Below are 16,410 nucleotides of genomic sequence, written 5' to 3' on the forward strand. Positions count from 1 at the left end.
TATTCATGAAAATAGCAGATATTTTAATAGTTGAAGATTCCTCAAAAAAGGTAAATGAGAATAAGATAAAGGAAGTACTTGATAAAATAAATATAGAAAAACTTGATAAAATAAATATAAACAGAATTCATATACCAGGGTTATCAGATGATGATATCTTAGGAGTTCATGTAATAGTGAGGGATGTTGCAGAAACGTGATATATGCCCTTTTTATAAGAATGGATATTGTATTTCTCCAATGTTGGATTCTCCTTCAGATATAGTAGTAAGTGCTAACAGATGTTTTAAAACTTACAAGACCTGTAGGTACTATGTAGATCAAGGAGAGGAAAAACAAGGATTAGAAAATTTCCAACAATATGAAAAAATAGATCAAGATATAAAATTTTATCCTAAAATAAGCTTAATTCAAGAAAAAATCGATAGCGGTTGTGAATTCTTTCAACTTATGAAAACAGAAAACGGTTTTATTGCATCTTGCAAAATATTAAACAGGATAATTACAGAGAGTCAAGCACAATTATGCTCGAAATACTGGCAGACGTGCCCATTAAGACGAATTTAAACAGTTTTTACTCTGTACCTAACTTGGCGTATCTTCCGTCTTCTAGTAAAGTCACTTGGCCTTTTTCAGTGAGGCTAGCTAGAGCTCTTCTTATCTTATCTTCGCTAGCGATTCCAGATAATTTACTATGCAACTCCTTTAAGTTCATTGGTTTCTCACTTAGTAAATCTAACAAAATCTGCTTTAGTTCTTCCTCATTTGGAGCTGTCATTACCACGACGTCTTTATCCGAATAAACAACTTTTAATTTATTTTCAACCTCTTCTGTATCATCTGATTCTTTCTTCTTCCTCCTTCTACTACTCATCACTATCCACTATTTTCTTTTTACTTTTCAGACTTTTAAATATTAATTAGGAACTAACTACGTTAATCCTTTTATACGTGAGTATAATATATCATGTTTAGGCGAAATAATTTTGAGCCCTCCAGATTTTCTGAGGCATATAGCTAATAAAGTACTGACCCCAAATACTCTAGACCCTAAAAGGTTAGATGAAGTGAGAAAATTGTTAGGAGAAGCTGAAAATAAATATAATTTTTCTTCATATGGAGGAAATCCAAAAAAACTTGTAGATTACTTATTAAGTCCAGATTTTACTGAACTTGTATTTATTATAGGAATAGATTTAACAAAGAAATTATTAGAGGAAATAATTAATGATTATGACATAGAAGAAGTAAAAAATACGGCAAAAAAACTTTTGGACGAAATTGATGGATATAAGGAAATCGAAAATTCTGATGCAATACTATATAATAAAAATAGATTTTAGCTAATTGACGAGGTTGAAGATGACTCCTCTCCTTCCTTCTTCTCGCCGCTTTTCTCTCCTTCCTTTTCCTTACTGCTCTTTAATTGAGAAGCTGCTATTAAATCATCAATCTTTAATACTGCAGTTGCTGCTTCAGTAGCACTCTTTAATACTTGCCTCTTTACTCTTATTGGTTCTACCACATTAAGCGTATATATGTCATCAACTATCTTACCATTTATTGCGTCAACACCAGCATTTACTAATCCTTTAGCGTGTTTAGCTCTAAGCTCCATTAATGTAGATATTGGTTCCATTCCTGCGGTTTCAGCCAATATCATTGGAATCTCTTCTAATGCATCAGCATAAGCTTCAATTGCTAATTGTTCTTTCCCTCCTACAGTTCTTGCATATTCTCTTAGTCTCATCGCTAACTCTAATTCTATAGCGCCTCCGCCGGGAACTATCATTGGTTCTAATAAGATGTTCCTTAATGCATGTAATGCGTCGTTAATACTCCTTTCTGCTTCATCTAAGGCCATATCATTTGATCCTCTTAATAATATATTCACTGCCCTAGGATTCTTTGCTCCTTCAATGAACACCATCTTATCATTACCTACTTTCCTCTCTTCTACTAGCTCTGCATATCCTAAATCTTCCGGTGATGCGTCTTTAATATTACTTATTATTCTAGCGCCTAATGCTTTCTCTAACTTTTCAATATCACTTCTCTTTACTCTTCTTACTGCCATGATTCCTTTCTTTGCCAAGAAGTGCTGAGCTATATCATCAATTCCTTTTTGGCATATAACAACATTAGCTCCTATTGATGCTAATTTGTCAACCATATCTTTCAAGTACTTAGCTTCCTCATCTAAGAAAGCCTTTATCTGCTCAGGACTTGTTATACTAATCTTAGCAGAAATTTCTGGTTTCTCGACTTCTAATGATGCATCTAATACTGCAATCTTTGCTTTCTCAACTCTCCTAGGCATTCCTGGATGAACTACTTCTTTATCAAGCACTATACCTTTAATTAGCTGGCTATCTTCGATACTTCCTCCTTTCTTCTTATCAATCTTAATTAAATCTAAGCTAACATTGTAACCTCCAGTAGGTAAAGGTTCGGCTACAGTCGCTACTGCATCTATTACCATGTCCATTATCTTGTTGAATTCGTCTCCTTCTGCTAGGAATTTACTTGACATTGTAGTATAAACTATTTTCCTTAAATTCTCTCTGGCAGTAGATGAGTTAAGGTCTGATACATCAAGCTTTGTTGCAATCTGTGATAATAATTCTAAAGATTTATTAAAGGCCTTCTTATATCCTTCAATTATAATTGTTGGGTGAATGTTTTGATCTAATAACGCATCTGCCTTCTCTAATAAAAGACCTGCAAGAACTACAGCGCTTGTAGTTCCATCACCTACCTCGGCATCTTGTGCCTTAGCTGCTTCAACTAAAAGTTTAGCAGCTGGATGTTGAATTTCCATCTCTTTTACTATAGTTGCTCCATCATTAGTTATCGTAACGTCACCAAAGCTATCAATTAACATTTTATCTAATCCTTTTGGACCAAGGCTAGTCTTTAGCATTTCGGCTAAGGTTCTTGCTGCAAGGATGTTATTCTTTAAAGCTTCTCTTCCAGAACTTCTAGAAGTACCTTCTTTGAATAATAAGACAGGAACTCCACCAGCTGCCATCTCCTCACACCTTTCAGCAGTCCTTTAGTATCGCTTATATATAAATTTAACTGATATACTTCACGAGATTAATTTAAAGAAGGTTAAAGAAAAGTAAAAGAAAGTTTGATTTGCACTAAATGTGGTAAAAATCAAGCTGAAGTTCTAATTAGTGGTAAATATCTTTGTGTATATTGTGCTAGAAGTGAGATAGTAAAAAGATTTAGGAAAGAATTAAGCTTATCAAAGTTCTTAGATAGAGAAGATAAAGTGATGATATTAACTACTGAGAATTTTATGGACGTTGCAAACTTAATAGAAAAACTGCTGTATAATATATGTAAATCGTGCAAATTAGACGTTTTAATTGATAAAATAGATGAAGAGGAAGATATAAATAAGACTTTGTGGAAACTCATGATAAAAATTAGAGAGTCAGATTTTAAAAAGATCATATTACCATTTACAGCCGATTTTTTCTTATCATATCTTATATATTCAATAAGTACTGGATATATGGGATATTTGGATTTATACTCACAATCTATTCAGCTTTATTCCAAAAAAATCTTTATACCTTTCTATTCTACCCCAAGATTTGAGCTTTTAGGCTTCTCAGAAATAACCGGGGAGTTAAAAACAAAAGATGCCTTCTTAAACGAGATAATTAAATGGGAAAGTAAACAGTTTGTAGATAATGAAATATACCACACTTTTGGAAACTCCATTAACATAATTAAGTTAGAGAATAGGAGAAGATGTAAGATTTGTAACGCAATTATTGAACATGGGGATTGTTGTAAATATTGCTCAGAATCTTTTTCTCATCTTTGTTCAAAACAATCTCAAAAGCAAGAACTTGCGGAGAAGGTCTAAATTTTGAAGGAGGAATAGGACCTTCTGCAGTATAGTAAAAATATCCTGAAGTTAATATTTCTTTAAATCCTTCTGGATCTAATGAGTAATAATCTTTCAGTGTTTGTATAACATTTATTTGTGATTTTAATTCTTTCATGCTCATAACATATTCACAAACTTTACATGATAAGTCAGGCATTATAGAGCTAAATCCGCATTTTGGACATATTATAGGGGATACTATTCCATATAAATTCCAATTATATCTCAATACATCTATTAAATCTTTTCTATTTCTTTTTAACGCTTCTTTATAAAGTTTAGGCGCAAGATCTACTATAGCTTTTTTAGTATTATAAATTACAAATTCCAACTGCTCACAATTCATTTTTTCTATATCAATTATCCTGACTAATCTCATTGCAATATATTCCATCATAGCATCCCTATTTGCAGTTAGTCTATTAATTATAGTCTTGGATTTAGGTTTAGTTTTTACTTGACCTACAGCTGCAACAAACGGTTCTTTTAGTATTTCCTTGTACTCCTCAGGCTTTAGTTTCAGAAAGGATATACCTAGGCCTAAAATAACTTCATCTAAGTATTCGTCTAATAACGCTTCTGCATCAACAAATTTCTCTTTTTTCTGAGTTTTTTTCTTTTTGGTTTTACTCTCCTCACCATTATTTTCTTTTTTGTTTTCTTCATCAGTTTTTTTCTTCCTGGGCAAAAATCATTCCCTTACACTGACTGTGCAAGATCTAAGAAATCTAGAGGAAGTATTTTCTTTTTAGAAGTATATTCTTGATATTTATTATCCAGAAATGCTAGGAACACAGGACAATTATCGTATCTACCTTCTCTATTGCATTTCTTATTACTATCATTACTACTTAACATAAGGAAACAGTTAGAAGTTTTCTTGTCATAATATGGGCATAATTTATAATATGTTTTTGCACTTTTTAACATTTTATCGATCCAAATTTTCTTATGATCTCTCTTTTCTGCCTCTTTTTCGGCTTTTGCCAACGCTTTATCTATCTCGTCCTCAGTCATTTTAACTGACTTATTTGAAGACAAATATTTCACCTCAAGTGAAGTCTGGATGCATTTGATTAAATAGATTACTACTACTCTATTTAGCTTTTTTGTCTTCAAGAAAAATAAGAGTTTGCATAATGAAACGCAAGCTAAATGTTAGGAGACAAAAATAGACTTAAAGAAGTAGAAGATTTTAACAGTTCAATTTCTCCTTAAAGGATTTTGAGAACCCGATTCTTAAGCCTAGTTTAGGATCTTGATATAAGTAAACTATTCTCTTTGTCTGTAATTGCCTTAGAACTTTAAATAACCAACCTGGGTCCGCTTTATATTCTTCTTGGATTTGATCAATGTAAACATATGTTGAGCCCCATTGTTTGTATTTATTAATTAAATATAATAGAATATCTTTTTCATCATCATCTAATTTTTCTAAAATTTCTTTAATGCAAACCGTTGGGTCCTTATTTTGTTGTTTTTTTACTGTGTTACTGGTTTTTGAGTCAATAAACGACAAAACTACCTTCTTTTCTCTTTCCTCTTTTTGTTCATTTTTGTTGTTCATTGGCTCTTTAACTTGTTCTAACATTTGCTTAGCTATAACAAGCATTTCCTTGAACCTGGAATTTGAATATGAGTCTATTATGGCCTTAGCTAAGTTTTCTCCTTGTGGAGTAAGATACCATCTTCCACCATCTTGATAAACTAGCCCTTTCTTTTTCCAATAACTTAAGTAGCTACTTATATATTTTGTTTGGTAACCTAAATTAGATGCAATTTCAGATGTTCTTAAAGGCCTTGCATGTAAAAGTATTATTATTGCCTCAACTAGTTTTGACCTTGGAGAGCCTTCTAGTTGCTTAGTTAATTCCTCAGCAAGTTTCTCAACGTCTGTGTCAGTCACACAAATACTTATTCGCCAAAATTTAAAACGGAATAATTAGATTCGCTAAAAAGTAATATCATTAGATTTACGTCAAGTCATACTACACGTCTTTATTGTATAAAATTCATTATATCCTACTATAACTTTATAAATCCCCTGCAATAATTTATCTACATTAGGATCCCCAGAATCTATTCTTAAACAATCAATTCTTGAGATTTTTTCTTTTGAAGATACTACTATTATATTATCTTTTCCTGATCTTTTAAGAATTTCAGGGCCTATTTCTTGGTTTCCTCTACCAATTAAAAAACCTTGACCACCTATTGGAGTTAAAATTATCTTTAACTCCCCGGTTAATTGTAATAATTCCATGTAATTTACTCCAGATTTTATTAATCTCTTACCTAAGAATAAATCTGTGCTTAAGAAATTCGTGGTATATCCAAGTTTTTCTTCTATTGCCTTCACTGTACTACCTGGCCCCATGATATAAAATACAGAGTCGTCCATGTTATCTATGATGTATTCAGCTATCTCGTCAAGTTCGTAAGAAGGTGAAGAGATTTCTTCTTTACTATGTACAAGAAGTCCTTTGAAATTTATTGTTTTTGTAATATAATAGAGTTTAACCTTATAAATTCCTTTTCTATAAGCGTCTTCGTCGATATCCAGAACTTCTGCTTCTACTATATTTGCCATACCTTCTGCATAAGCGTTAACTAACATTCCAGCAGTTTCTGGATTTATAGCAAAAACTCCGCTGTGCATTTTTACTCCTGCAGGTACGCCTAAGATAGGAACTTTTGATTGTGATCCTTCTACAACGTCTCTTGCAGTACCATCTCCACCTACGAAGACTATTAAATTTGTTATGTCTGATAATAACCTTGCTGAAATTATTGTGTCCTCTCTTGTAGATTTTTCCTTTCCAGTGTTTATAGCCTCATATTTTTTACCGAATTTCCTTAGAAAATACTCACCCATTTTAAATTTAGGAGAAACAAATTCTATATTGTTATTAACTACATCTAAAAATCTCTTTACTCTATTTTCAATCTCTGGATTCTCTATATATAGATCATCACTTCCTTTATAACCTAATCTACCTCCAGAACCTGCATATGGGTTAACTATTAATCCAATTTTCAAATAATAACAACCCCACTTTATATGCTAAATGAAGATCTTTAGGTAAAATATAAGTGATTAAATCGTTATTTTCACATAACTTACAAGAATTTTTAATATCCTCTAGTAGTTCTTTCATTCCGAACTCTTCAGTTTTTGGTGGTAATTCTACTCTATTATTCAAAATTACTGAAATTAATACGCTATCTGCTCCCAATTTTATTATTTTATCTCTAAGTTCTATAACTTTTTGCTTCTCTAGGATTTTACTTCCGCCTTTAACTATTATCATACTACAATTCCAATTTATTGATTTTAGCTCGGCCTCTCCTATTTTTATTACAGAATTCCACTCTTGTAATGCTTTTTTACCTTCTTCTGTAATTTCTGCTCCACCTACTTTATCTACTTTTATAACGCCCAATTCCCTTAATCTTCTCAATAGCGTCCTTACTGTAGCATCTCCTAGCTGTAATCTTTTCTCTAAAGTAGGTCTTCCAATTGGTTGTTCTTTTTGGATAATGAGTAAAGCGTGAAGAACGTGAGATTCGTCATATTTAGGTTTATTACCTTGTCTAGGCTTGGTAGCTTCCGTAATTATCGTCAGGATATCCATATTTATAATTTCAAAGTTATACTTTAAAATCATGCTAAAAGGAAACAGTCTTCTTTGCCTCCTAGATCTTGAGAAGGAAGACATTGAAAGGATAATGGAAGTATCATTTTTAATGAAAAATTTTGTAAAAACAAATTCAGTTCCTAAATCTCTTGATGGGAAAAGGGTTGCGTTAATCTTCGAGAAACCCAGTACTAGGACAAGAGTTAGTATGGAATCTGCAATATATTTGTTAGGAGGATATCCTATAGTGCTTAATAAAAGTGATATTCAGTTAAGTAGAGGAGAACCAGTAGAAGACACTGCAAGAGTATTAGCTAGGTTTGTTCATGGAATTGGTGCAAGAGTGTTGTCCCATGAATCATTAATAAAACTGAAGGAATATTCTGGATTGCCAGTTATAAACTTGTTAAGTAATTTATCTCATCCTCTTCAAGCATTAGCAGACTTTATGACTATTAAAGAAAAATTTGGTACTTACGAGAAACCTATTGCTTTTGTTGGCGACGGTGGAGATAATGTCCTAGTTAGTTTAATGGCATTTGTAGCAAAAATGGGTCTAGAGTTAAGAGTAGCATCTCCTAAAGAGCTTAGGCCAAAGCCGGAGATATGGAAAAGAATAGAAGAAGAAAGCGAGAAATCCGGTGCAATAATAGAATTTTACGATGATCCTTATTTTGCGGTCAGGGGTAGTTTTGTTGTATATACAGATGTTTGGGTTAGCATGGGTGAGGAGAATATAGCTAATAAGAAAAAAGAACTTCTGAAGAATTATAGAGTAACAACTGATTTAATGCGTTATGCATCTAAGGATGCAATTTTTATGCATTGTTTGCCTGCAATGAGAGGAGAAGAAGTTGACGCTGAGGTTATAGATGGCAAGCAAAGTGTAGTATGGGATGAAGCTGAAAATAGGTTATATACTGCAATGTCAGTCCTCTCATTATTTATTTAAAGAACTGATCTATACTTTTTTGCTTTAAAATTCTTTTTATTGAATTAAGGTCTTTTAGATCTATCTTCTTTGCATTTAATCTCTGATTAACAAAAGATATTGCGTTCTCTAAGTCCTGGAATTTGCCTATTTTATTTTCCATAGCTTTTCTTACCGTTTCCCTTATGTGCCAATTTCCTAGTGGAGCAAAGTACTCACTTGTTATTTCTCTAATTATTATGACTCCTGCAGATCTTTTTATATTATCTAGATATTCTAGTACGGCTAATCTAGCAGCCATATAACCGCCGTCCATGGTTGAGTATTCTCCCCAATAGTTTTCAGTTAATTCTGATATTGTTAGCTCACTAGCCCATAAGGATAGTGGATGCCATATTTCTATCCAGCTTACTTGGTATGCAGAAGGATAAAGAATAACGTGGAAATAATTTCCTAAATACTTTTGATAATATACTTCTACTTCACTTATTTCTTGATAATTCCTTATCTTTTGTAGTAAGTTCTTAGCTATTATTGAATCTACAGCAGTTATTGCCCATCTTGTAGGCACTAATTTTCTATTCTTTTTCACTCCTAGTAAGCCTAAAGATAATGCATTGATTATAGTATAGACGTCCTTAATATCGTGGTAAAGCTTAACTACCGCATCTTCCGCTTTTATGTCATCGAAAATTAATTTATCTAGAGTCTTGTTAATCTTGGGATTTTCGATAACTTCTAAGTTTTGAGTTTTTGCAGAAGGACCTCTAGGCAGTACATATCCGTCAAATCGCAATTTAGGTAAAATAGTTCCATCTATTTTTGATTCAGATTGTACTGGCTTTTCAGATACTGCAGCTAATGATAATTCTTTTTCATATAATTTCCACACATCTTCAATTTTTACCTCAAAAATATTAGAAAGCAAGGACGTACGATAATTTATTATATCATATATTGACGCTTTACCCCACCAACCTTTAGGGTTTTCGTAATTTTTAGCTTCCTCACCGTAAATATCTGGCGGTATATTAAAAGATACGCTTATCTTAGGATAATTCTTTTCTCCAATTACTATACTTGGGGGTGTTGATCCTTCAATTTCATTTTTATTATATACTTTATTTACTACACTTATCGTAGATCTAAATCTCTCTAGGATTGGACAAGCGCGAAGACCGCAGAGTAGCTTATTTCCTTTACATTTTACGCATAATTCTGCAGGTATTGCTCTCAAATTTTCCTCTCAATATACCATTGTAAGATCTTGAATTTAGCTGTTATTGTTAATCCAATGCCTACAGGTTTTACTTTTCCTTTCTTTATGCTTTCAAGTACTTCATCTATATTAAACTCATTTATTTCTATTTCATTATATGCAGAGCCTATAGCCTCCTTTACATGTGAATCGCTATTAGCTAAACCGGGGAGTTTAAGTTCTCTTGCCGCGTTAGATGCTTTCTCGTTAGCGGATTTAGGAGCCTTTGAATTGAAAATTTCTATTGCGTCGAATTTATACTCAAAAACTTTGTTTCCTATCCCTTTTCTAAAAATATCAAATGGATGTGAAGGAAAAATTATGCAAGAGTTCTCTTTTGAATAATCAACTAGTGATGAGATATCTTTAGGAGGATTTGGAGGAAAATTACATAATATAACTACGTGTCCAAATTGAGTTGTGACTTCCTCTCCTGGAATTACTGCTTCTTCTTTTACTTTCTCGTAACCCTTACTGGTATCGTGATCGGTTATTGCAATATATATTCCTTTTCTTTTGGCATATTCTACAAGAGCTTTTGGATTTTCCTTACCATCACTATAATTTGTATGCGTATGAAAGTCGAATTTCATATATAACCTAACTCTTTCATAACTTCTACTGTTAAGATTGTAATTCCTGCAGCTCCTCTTACTAAGTTATCCCCAAGCACTATCATCCTAAGCACGTTATTTTCTACACTTATTCTACCCACAGATACTGCCATTCCATTTTCTATTTTAAGGTCTATTTCTGGCTGCGGTCTACTTTCATCTTCGTTAACAATTATAGGCTTTTTAGGTGCAGTAGGTAAATTTTTCTCTTGCGGTAATGATTTAAAATTTTTCAATTCTCTCTTAATTTCTTCTATATCGATTTTATCGTTATCATCAAGTAAAATGTTTATAACGCCCATATGACCAACCTTTATTGGGACTCTTATTGACGTAACTCTGGCATTTATTTTAGCATTTATTATTTGTCCATCTTGAACTTGACCTAGCATTTTTCCTAGTTCTTTAGGTATTTTCTCCTCTTCTCCCTTTATATATGGAATAATGTTATTATATATTGACATGAAAGATAATCCATTATAACCTGCACCGCTTACAGCTTGTAAAGTAGTCATTATTATCTTCCTTTGTGTTATTAACTCCATTAACGGTTTTAATGGCAAGGACATTATTGCGGCTGTGCAGTTAGGATTTTTTACTAATAGTCCTTTCCAACCCCTTTTATTTTGTTGTGTTTTTAATAATTCTAGATGTTGCCAATTTATTTCAGGATTAATTAAAGGAACTTCTGGATCCATTCTATACGGGCTTGCATTAGATACTACTATTTTTCCTGCTCTAACAAGTTTCAGTTCAATATCTTCTGCCAATTCATTGGGTAGTGCAGAAAGTACGACATCTACGTCTTTATGATCTTCTGGCTCAGTTGAGACCAATTTCATGTCTTTAACATTTTCTGGAATTTCTCCTTCAATCCATTTTACTGCCTCTTCGTATTTTTTGCCTATTTTAGCAGGGGATGCACTAACTTTAGTTAATTCTATAAAAGGATGGCTTGAGAGCATTTTTACCATTTTTTGTCCGACCATTCCTGTTGAGCCTAATAAAGATACTTTCAATTTATCCATTTTAACACGACCTCGTGCAAACTTTTAGCTAAGTTATATCCTTCTTCTTTTTTAACTATAAATGTAGCACTGACATTCTTTAAGCCTCTTGACATGGAAAGTATCTCGTATTGAAGAGCTACGTTTTCCACTTCCTTGAATATTTCATTATTTCTAAGTCCGCAACCTACTATACTTACTGCACTAACGTCTTTAATCTCTATGCTATCTATATCTTTAATCTCCTTTAGCTTAGTAGCAAGAATCTCTGCATCGTTAGAGTTTACAACAAGGCTTATTGTAGTTTCTGATGCTGGTTGTGAAATTGAAACAATATTTACATTAGAATTTTTAGCCTCAGTCATAATTCTTGCTGCAGAACCTATTTTTCCTACTATTCTAGTACTTTCTATATTTATCATTTTTAGATCATCAAGAATTGTCACTCCTTTTAGTTTGTCTTCATCTTCACAAGAACCACTTACTATAGTCTCTCCTTCATCATATAATCCTTCAATTGTAACTTTCATATTTGAAGAAAACATTGGTTCGAAAGTTCTAGGATGTAATCTTTTCGCGCCCATTTGGGCTAGTTCTACTGCCTCTTCTAATGATAATCTTTTAATTGTTATTGCACTTTCTATTTTTCTAGGATCAGCCGTCATTATTCCTGGAACTTCTGTTATAAGTCTTACATTCTCTACACTTAGGAGTTTACCAAGTAAGGTTGCAGTATAATCACTTCCTCCTCTACCTATTGTGGTATATCTTTCATCTATAGTTTTGCCTATGAACCCAGGTATTATTAATATTTTACTCTTTTTACTTATAATTTTATTATTAATTTCCTTTAAGGTAAGATCTTCTAAGACGTTTGCTTCTCCGAAGTTATTGTCAGTAACTAATGGTGGTTCAGGATAAGCTATGGAGTCTAACCTTCTTGACCTTAACGCAGCGTTTAGCACTATTGTAGCCATTCTTTCTCCGAATGATAGAATATAGTCTCTAACTCTAGGAGTAATCTCATCTAGAACCCTTATTGACCAGGCTATTTTAAATAATTCATCCGCCATTTTTGAAAGATCCTTAAATGCGATTTCGAATTCTGGGCCATCAGCGACTTTTGATAGAATTTTAATGTGTTTATCATATATATTTCCTATTATTTCGGTAGATTTGTCTCTATTTTCTGTAGCAGAAATTAAATCGTTAGTTATTCCTTTCATTGCAGAAGTAACTATAAGTACCTTATCCTCATTATTAGAATATTTCTCTACTTTTTCAGAAATAAGCTCGTAATCTTTCTCGTCTTTTTGTATAGATCCTCCTATCTTAATTATTATCATTTATCTCACCTAAAACTATATTTTCTATATGTTCTGGATTAATTAGAATTCTTCTTGCATCTAACCTTAGCATTGCGTCTGGATCTTTTAACGCATGTCCTGTTAGTATTAATACGTTCTTTTGATCTTTATCTACTATACCTTCTTTAATTGCTTTATCATAACCTGCTAAGGCTGCAGCTGACGCAGGTTCCGCTCCTATTCCTTCTTCTCTTGCAAGTCTCTTTTGAGCATCTATGATTTCTTGATCAGAAACTGATATTGCTGTGCCTTTTGAGCTCTTTATTGCTTTTATTGCTTTTTTCCAATTTACTGGCTTACCTATTCTAATGGCAGTCGCAATAGTTTCCGGGTTTTCAAAGAACTCTGGTTCGTTAAGTCCTTTTTCTATAGCTTTAGCTATTGGTGCCGCACCTTCTGCTTGAACCCCTATCATTCTAGGTACTTTGGAAATGACTCCTGCCTCTTGTAGTTCAGTAAATCCTTTCCAAATAGCATATATATTACCTGCATTGCCTACTGGAACAATTACATTATCGGGTTCTCCTATTTCTTCTGCAATCTCGTATGCGATAGTTTTTTGCCCTTCTAGTCTCCAAGGATTAAATGAGTTAAGAGGATAAACAATTCCTAAATCTTTATATAATCTCATTACTGATGTCATTGCTACGTCAAAACTTCCATTAACCTCTAGTATTGTCGCACCGTACAGGATAGACTGAGCAAGCTTACCCAGCGCTACTTTGCCTTTAGGTAAAACAAGGTATATTCTTAATCCGGCTCTTGAAGCATAAGCTGCCGCGGAGGCCGCTGTATTTCCTGTAGATGCTGCCGCAACTACCTTATATCCAGTATTTACTGCTGAGCTTACTGCGACAGTCATTCCTCTATCTTTAAAGCTTCCTGTAGGATTTGCTCCTTCAAATTTATAAAATGTCTGTTTATAATTTCTTGAAGGTATTAATGGAGTATTTCCTTCATTTATACTTACTATTTTAGAGTAATTTCCAGGAATTGCATCTTTATATCTCCAAACTCCTCTTCCTTTAAGGTTAGAGAACGAGAAGCCTTTTAGCTTTACTTTAATTTCCAAAAGGCCACCGCATCTGGGGCAGGTTATTATTTTTTGATTAATATCTGTTTCATATCCGCAGTCTAGGCATTTCATGTATCCTTCTAACTTGTTTCCAACCTTTTGTCACCAGCCGATTAAGCTGAATTAAATATAAAAATATAAGCTTTGTGCAAAATGAATGTTATAAAATATGGCATTTGAAGATCTAAGAGATTATATAAATTTTATGCTTAAGAGGGGCAAAATTGTACAGATCGATGACGAAGTCGACGTAAATTTAGAGATTGCCGAACTAAGTAGGAGAGCCACTTATTTACATTTACCTCCACTTCTATTTACTAATATTAAAAATTATAGAGAATGGAAAGTAATTACTAACGTTTTTTATTCAATAGACGCAGTAAAGGAAATTTTAGGAGTAGATAATTTAGAGAACATAGGGAAAAATTTTCTAACTGAATTTCAGGGAATGCCATTATCTCTTATTGATAAAATTAAATCTCTCCCAAACTTTTTGAAACTAGGAAAAATTATGCCAAAATCTGGAAAACCAAAGTTTAAGGAGAGAGAAATAGGATTAGAAGGTTTTCCTGCACTAAAAACGTGGCCTAAAGATGCCGGAAGATTCTTTACATTTTCATTAGTAGTAACTAAGGACCCAGAGACTGACGTTCATAACGTTAGCGTATATAGAATTCAAATATTAAACGATAAGGAAGCATTAATGCATTGGCAAGCATTTAAAAGGGGATCGTTAACTGCCGCAAAATATAAGGAAATGGGAATTACTAAGATCCCTGTAGCGATTGTTAACGGAGTAGATCCAGTAATAGCTTTTACTGCCGCTTCTCCTGTTCCCCCTGGTATTGATAAATATCTTTTTGCGGGTATCTTAAGAGGTGAAGGTGTAGAACTTTATAAGTTAGATAATGGAATTTTAGTTCCTTCTTCTGCTGAGTCTGTAATTGAAGGTTATGTAGATTTAGAAGACTTAAGGCCTGAAGGTCCTTTTGGAGATCATTTAGGTTATTATACGCCCGTGGATTATTATCCTACATTTAAGGTAGATAGAATTTACATTAGAGATAATCCAATATTTCATGCGACCTCAGTTGGAAAACCTCCTCTTGAAGACGCATGGATAGGTAAAGCTGTTGAAAGAATATTCTTGCCTTTTATAAGGCTAGTTATTCCTGAGATAGTGGATATGAATTTACCGGAGTATGGTCTTTTTACTGGCATAGGAATTTTCTCAATAAGAAAGACTTTTCCTGGCCAAGCTAAAAGGGTGATGATGTCAATATGGGGAAACGGACAGCTGAGTTTCCTTAAATTTATTATAGTAGTTGATGCAGACGTAAATGTTCATGATATTAATCAAGTAATGTATGCCATAGCTACCACAGTAGACCCTGCAAGGGACGTTCTAATAATCCCTAATGCTATGAATGATTCATTGGACCATACTTCTCCTCATCCACCACTGGGCAGTAAGATAGGCATAGATGCTACTAGAAAATTGAAGGAAGAATTAGGAAGAGACTGGCCAGAAGAAGTAAAAAGCGATGAAAATATTGTTAAAAAGATAGACCCGATATGGAATAAGATTATAAAGAAATATCTTCCCTCAAAGTAATATCGTCTTGCCTATAAATTACAGATATTTCCACTACATCTGTAGAAATTAATGGAATTTCTATCTTATCTTGAACGTCTCTATTTATCTTTATACTATCTGTTATAGTTTTTAAAGCAGTTTTTTCATCGGCAGTAGTTACTGTCACCTTGTATTTTATTAGGATCTCTCTAATAAAAAGTGTTTCTCCGCTTTTATTTTGCAATATAAGCTTTTCTCCACATATTTTAGCTTCAAATGCCCTCATTTTATAACGTCACTCTCTCACGTATTATAAGTCTCTTTATTTAATTTAAGTTAAGCTAAAGATCTAAATCAACATGGCAAAGATGGAAGAATTCGTAAAGGGTTGGAATGGAAAACAAGAACCAAGTCTTGCAGATAAAATTAAAGGTGCCTTCAAGAGTAAAGAGCCATTAAGATATAAACTAATAATGGCCCAATACAAATTGAGAACAACACTAAGTAGGTTAGATGTTTACATCTCTAAGATGCAGGAAAGGGATAGAACGTTATTCGAGAGAGTAGTTGAGGCACAAATGAATAAAGATGAAGCCAGAGCTGCAATGTATGCTAACGAGATTGCAGAAATAAGGAAAGTTTCAAAACAGCTTATAACTACGCAAATAGCTCTAGAGCAAGTAGAGCTCAGATTAGAGACTGTTACAGAATTGGGCGATGTATTTACTAATCTAATTCCAGTAGTGGGAGTAATAAAAGAGCTTAGAGAATCGATGAAAGGTATGATGCCAGAATTAGGTTTAGAATTAGAAGAGATAGAGGAAGGATTACAAGAAGTTGTAATAGAGGCTGGAGACTTTACTGGTGGAAATATAGATTATGTAGCAAGCAACCCAGAGGCTAAGAAGATATTACAAGAAGCATCTGTAATAGCTGAACAAAGAATGAAGGAAAACTTCCCAGAATTACCCTCTATGGTCACTACTACTCAAAAGGCCGCGCCTACACAGAAATAATTTTTATGTTTATTACCT

General features: G+C 33.2%; 20 protein-coding genes. 7 read left to right on the forward strand and 13 right to left on the reverse strand.

Annotated elements, in window-relative coordinates:
* Positions 1–5 precede the first annotated feature (5 nt).
* On the forward strand, positions 6–200 hold the full coding sequence (locus D1867_RS01275) for a hypothetical protein (protein ID WP_152941037.1): 195 nt from the start codon (positions 6–8) through the stop codon (positions 198–200).
* Positions 187–567 (forward strand): hypothetical protein, encoded by a 381-nt coding sequence (locus D1867_RS01280; RefSeq protein ID WP_155862469.1) that lies wholly within the window; start codon positions 187–189, stop codon positions 565–567. The genes D1867_RS01275 and D1867_RS01280 overlap by 14 nt, the downstream gene beginning before the upstream one ends.
* A 7-nt stretch (positions 568–574) precedes the next feature.
* Here the strand turns inward: D1867_RS01280 and D1867_RS01285 are convergent, their stop codons facing one another.
* Positions 575–874 carry a regulatory protein RecX gene (locus D1867_RS01285; RefSeq protein ID WP_155862470.1) on the reverse strand — a complete coding sequence of 100 codons (300 nt, stop codon included), beginning with the start codon at positions 872–874 and terminating at the stop codon, positions 575–577.
* A gap of 109 nt (positions 875–983) precedes the next feature.
* Here D1867_RS01285 and D1867_RS01290 point away from each other — a divergent pair, with 109 nt between their 5' ends.
* Complete coding sequence (locus tag D1867_RS01290; protein ID WP_338078076.1) at positions 984–1,343, forward strand: hypothetical protein; 360 nt, start codon at positions 984–986, stop codon at positions 1,341–1,343.
* Here the strand turns inward: D1867_RS01290 and thsA are convergent.
* The gene (gene thsA, locus D1867_RS01295; protein ID WP_155862472.1) at positions 1,340–3,031 is read right to left on the reverse strand and encodes a thermosome subunit alpha; all 1,692 of its coding nucleotides are present in this window, start codon (positions 3,029–3,031) and stop codon (positions 1,340–1,342) included. The genes D1867_RS01290 and thsA overlap by 4 nt on opposite strands.
* Before the next feature lie 105 nt (positions 3,032–3,136).
* On the opposite strand from thsA, the gene D1867_RS01300 reads away from it, so the two are divergent.
* Positions 3,137–3,886, forward strand: coding sequence for a hypothetical protein (locus D1867_RS01300; RefSeq protein ID WP_155862473.1), 750 nt, complete (start codon positions 3,137–3,139; stop codon positions 3,884–3,886).
* Here the strand turns inward: D1867_RS01300 and D1867_RS01305 are convergent.
* The 5 genes from D1867_RS01305 to D1867_RS01325 all read right to left on the reverse strand — a co-directional run bounded on the left by D1867_RS01305 (position 3,789) and on the right by D1867_RS01325 (position 7,545).
* Positions 3,789–4,598, reverse strand: coding sequence for a hypothetical protein (locus tag D1867_RS01305; RefSeq protein ID WP_155862474.1), 810 nt, complete (start codon positions 4,596–4,598; stop codon positions 3,789–3,791). The genes D1867_RS01300 and D1867_RS01305 overlap by 98 nt on opposite strands.
* Positions 4,599–4,609: 11 nt before the next feature.
* On the reverse strand, positions 4,610–4,951 hold the full coding sequence (locus tag D1867_RS01310) for a hypothetical protein (protein ID WP_155862475.1): 342 nt from the start codon (positions 4,949–4,951) through the stop codon (positions 4,610–4,612).
* 154 nt (positions 4,952–5,105) lie between these two features.
* Positions 5,106–5,816 carry a helix-turn-helix domain-containing protein gene (locus D1867_RS01315; protein ID WP_338077919.1) on the reverse strand — a complete coding sequence of 237 codons (711 nt, stop codon included), beginning with the start codon at positions 5,814–5,816 and terminating at the stop codon, positions 5,106–5,108.
* A 72-nt stretch (positions 5,817–5,888) separates the two neighbouring features.
* Positions 5,889–6,950 (reverse strand): ATP-NAD kinase family protein, encoded by a 1,062-nt coding sequence (locus D1867_RS01320; protein WP_155862476.1) that lies wholly within the window; start codon positions 6,948–6,950, stop codon positions 5,889–5,891.
* A complete protein-coding gene (locus D1867_RS01325) occupies positions 6,928–7,545 on the reverse strand; it encodes a DUF4443 domain-containing protein (protein WP_155862477.1) in 618 nt (205 codons plus the stop codon). The genes D1867_RS01320 and D1867_RS01325 overlap by 23 nt, the downstream gene beginning before the upstream one ends.
* A gap of 31 nt (positions 7,546–7,576) precedes the next feature.
* Between D1867_RS01325 and argF the strand changes: the two genes are divergently transcribed.
* Positions 7,577–8,500, forward strand: coding sequence for an ornithine carbamoyltransferase (argF, locus tag D1867_RS01330; RefSeq protein WP_155862478.1), 924 nt, complete (start codon positions 7,577–7,579; stop codon positions 8,498–8,500).
* Here argF and D1867_RS01335 read toward each other — a convergent pair.
* The 5 genes from D1867_RS01335 to thrC are packed head-to-tail and all read right to left on the reverse strand — an operon-like array spanning position 8,493 to position 13,872.
* Positions 8,493–9,716 (reverse strand): Nre family DNA repair protein, encoded by a 1,224-nt coding sequence (locus D1867_RS01335; RefSeq protein WP_155862479.1) that lies wholly within the window; start codon positions 9,714–9,716, stop codon positions 8,493–8,495. The genes argF and D1867_RS01335 overlap by 8 nt on opposite strands.
* Positions 9,713–10,330, reverse strand: coding sequence for a PHP-associated domain-containing protein (locus D1867_RS01340; protein ID WP_155862480.1), 618 nt, complete (start codon positions 10,328–10,330; stop codon positions 9,713–9,715). The genes D1867_RS01335 and D1867_RS01340 overlap by 4 nt, the downstream gene beginning before the upstream one ends.
* Positions 10,327–11,379 carry an aspartate-semialdehyde dehydrogenase gene (asd, locus tag D1867_RS01345; RefSeq protein WP_155862481.1) on the reverse strand — a complete coding sequence of 351 codons (1,053 nt, stop codon included), beginning with the start codon at positions 11,377–11,379 and terminating at the stop codon, positions 10,327–10,329. The genes D1867_RS01340 and asd overlap by 4 nt, the downstream gene beginning before the upstream one ends.
* Positions 11,367–12,704 (reverse strand): aspartate kinase, encoded by a 1,338-nt coding sequence (locus D1867_RS01350; RefSeq protein WP_155862482.1) that lies wholly within the window; start codon positions 12,702–12,704, stop codon positions 11,367–11,369. The genes asd and D1867_RS01350 overlap by 13 nt, the downstream gene beginning before the upstream one ends.
* Positions 12,691–13,872: a threonine synthase gene (gene thrC / locus D1867_RS01355; protein WP_155862483.1), complete on the reverse strand. Its 1,182-nt coding sequence runs from the start codon at positions 13,870–13,872 to the stop codon at positions 12,691–12,693. The genes D1867_RS01350 and thrC overlap by 14 nt, the downstream gene beginning before the upstream one ends.
* 97 nt (positions 13,873–13,969) lie before the next feature.
* Here thrC and D1867_RS01360 point away from each other — a divergent pair, with 97 nt between their 5' ends.
* Complete coding sequence (locus tag D1867_RS01360; protein WP_155862484.1) at positions 13,970–15,415, forward strand: UbiD family decarboxylase; 1,446 nt, start codon at positions 13,970–13,972, stop codon at positions 15,413–15,415.
* Here D1867_RS01360 and D1867_RS01365 read toward each other — a convergent pair.
* Positions 15,387–15,662: a hypothetical protein gene (locus D1867_RS01365; protein WP_155862485.1), complete on the reverse strand. Its 276-nt coding sequence runs from the start codon at positions 15,660–15,662 to the stop codon at positions 15,387–15,389. The two genes, D1867_RS01360 and D1867_RS01365, sit on opposite strands and share 29 nt — an antisense overlap.
* Positions 15,663–15,735: 73 nt before the next feature.
* On the opposite strand from D1867_RS01365, the gene cdvB1/B2 reads away from it, so the two are divergent.
* The gene (cdvB1/B2, locus tag D1867_RS01370; protein ID WP_155862486.1) at positions 15,736–16,392 is read left to right on the forward strand and encodes a cell division protein CdvB1/B2; all 657 of its coding nucleotides are present in this window, start codon (positions 15,736–15,738) and stop codon (positions 16,390–16,392) included.
* Positions 16,393–16,410 lie beyond the last annotated feature (18 nt).

Source organism: Acidianus infernus (assembly GCF_009729545.1).
Classification (GTDB): Archaea; Thermoproteota; Thermoprotei_A; order Sulfolobales; family Sulfolobaceae; genus Acidianus; species Acidianus infernus.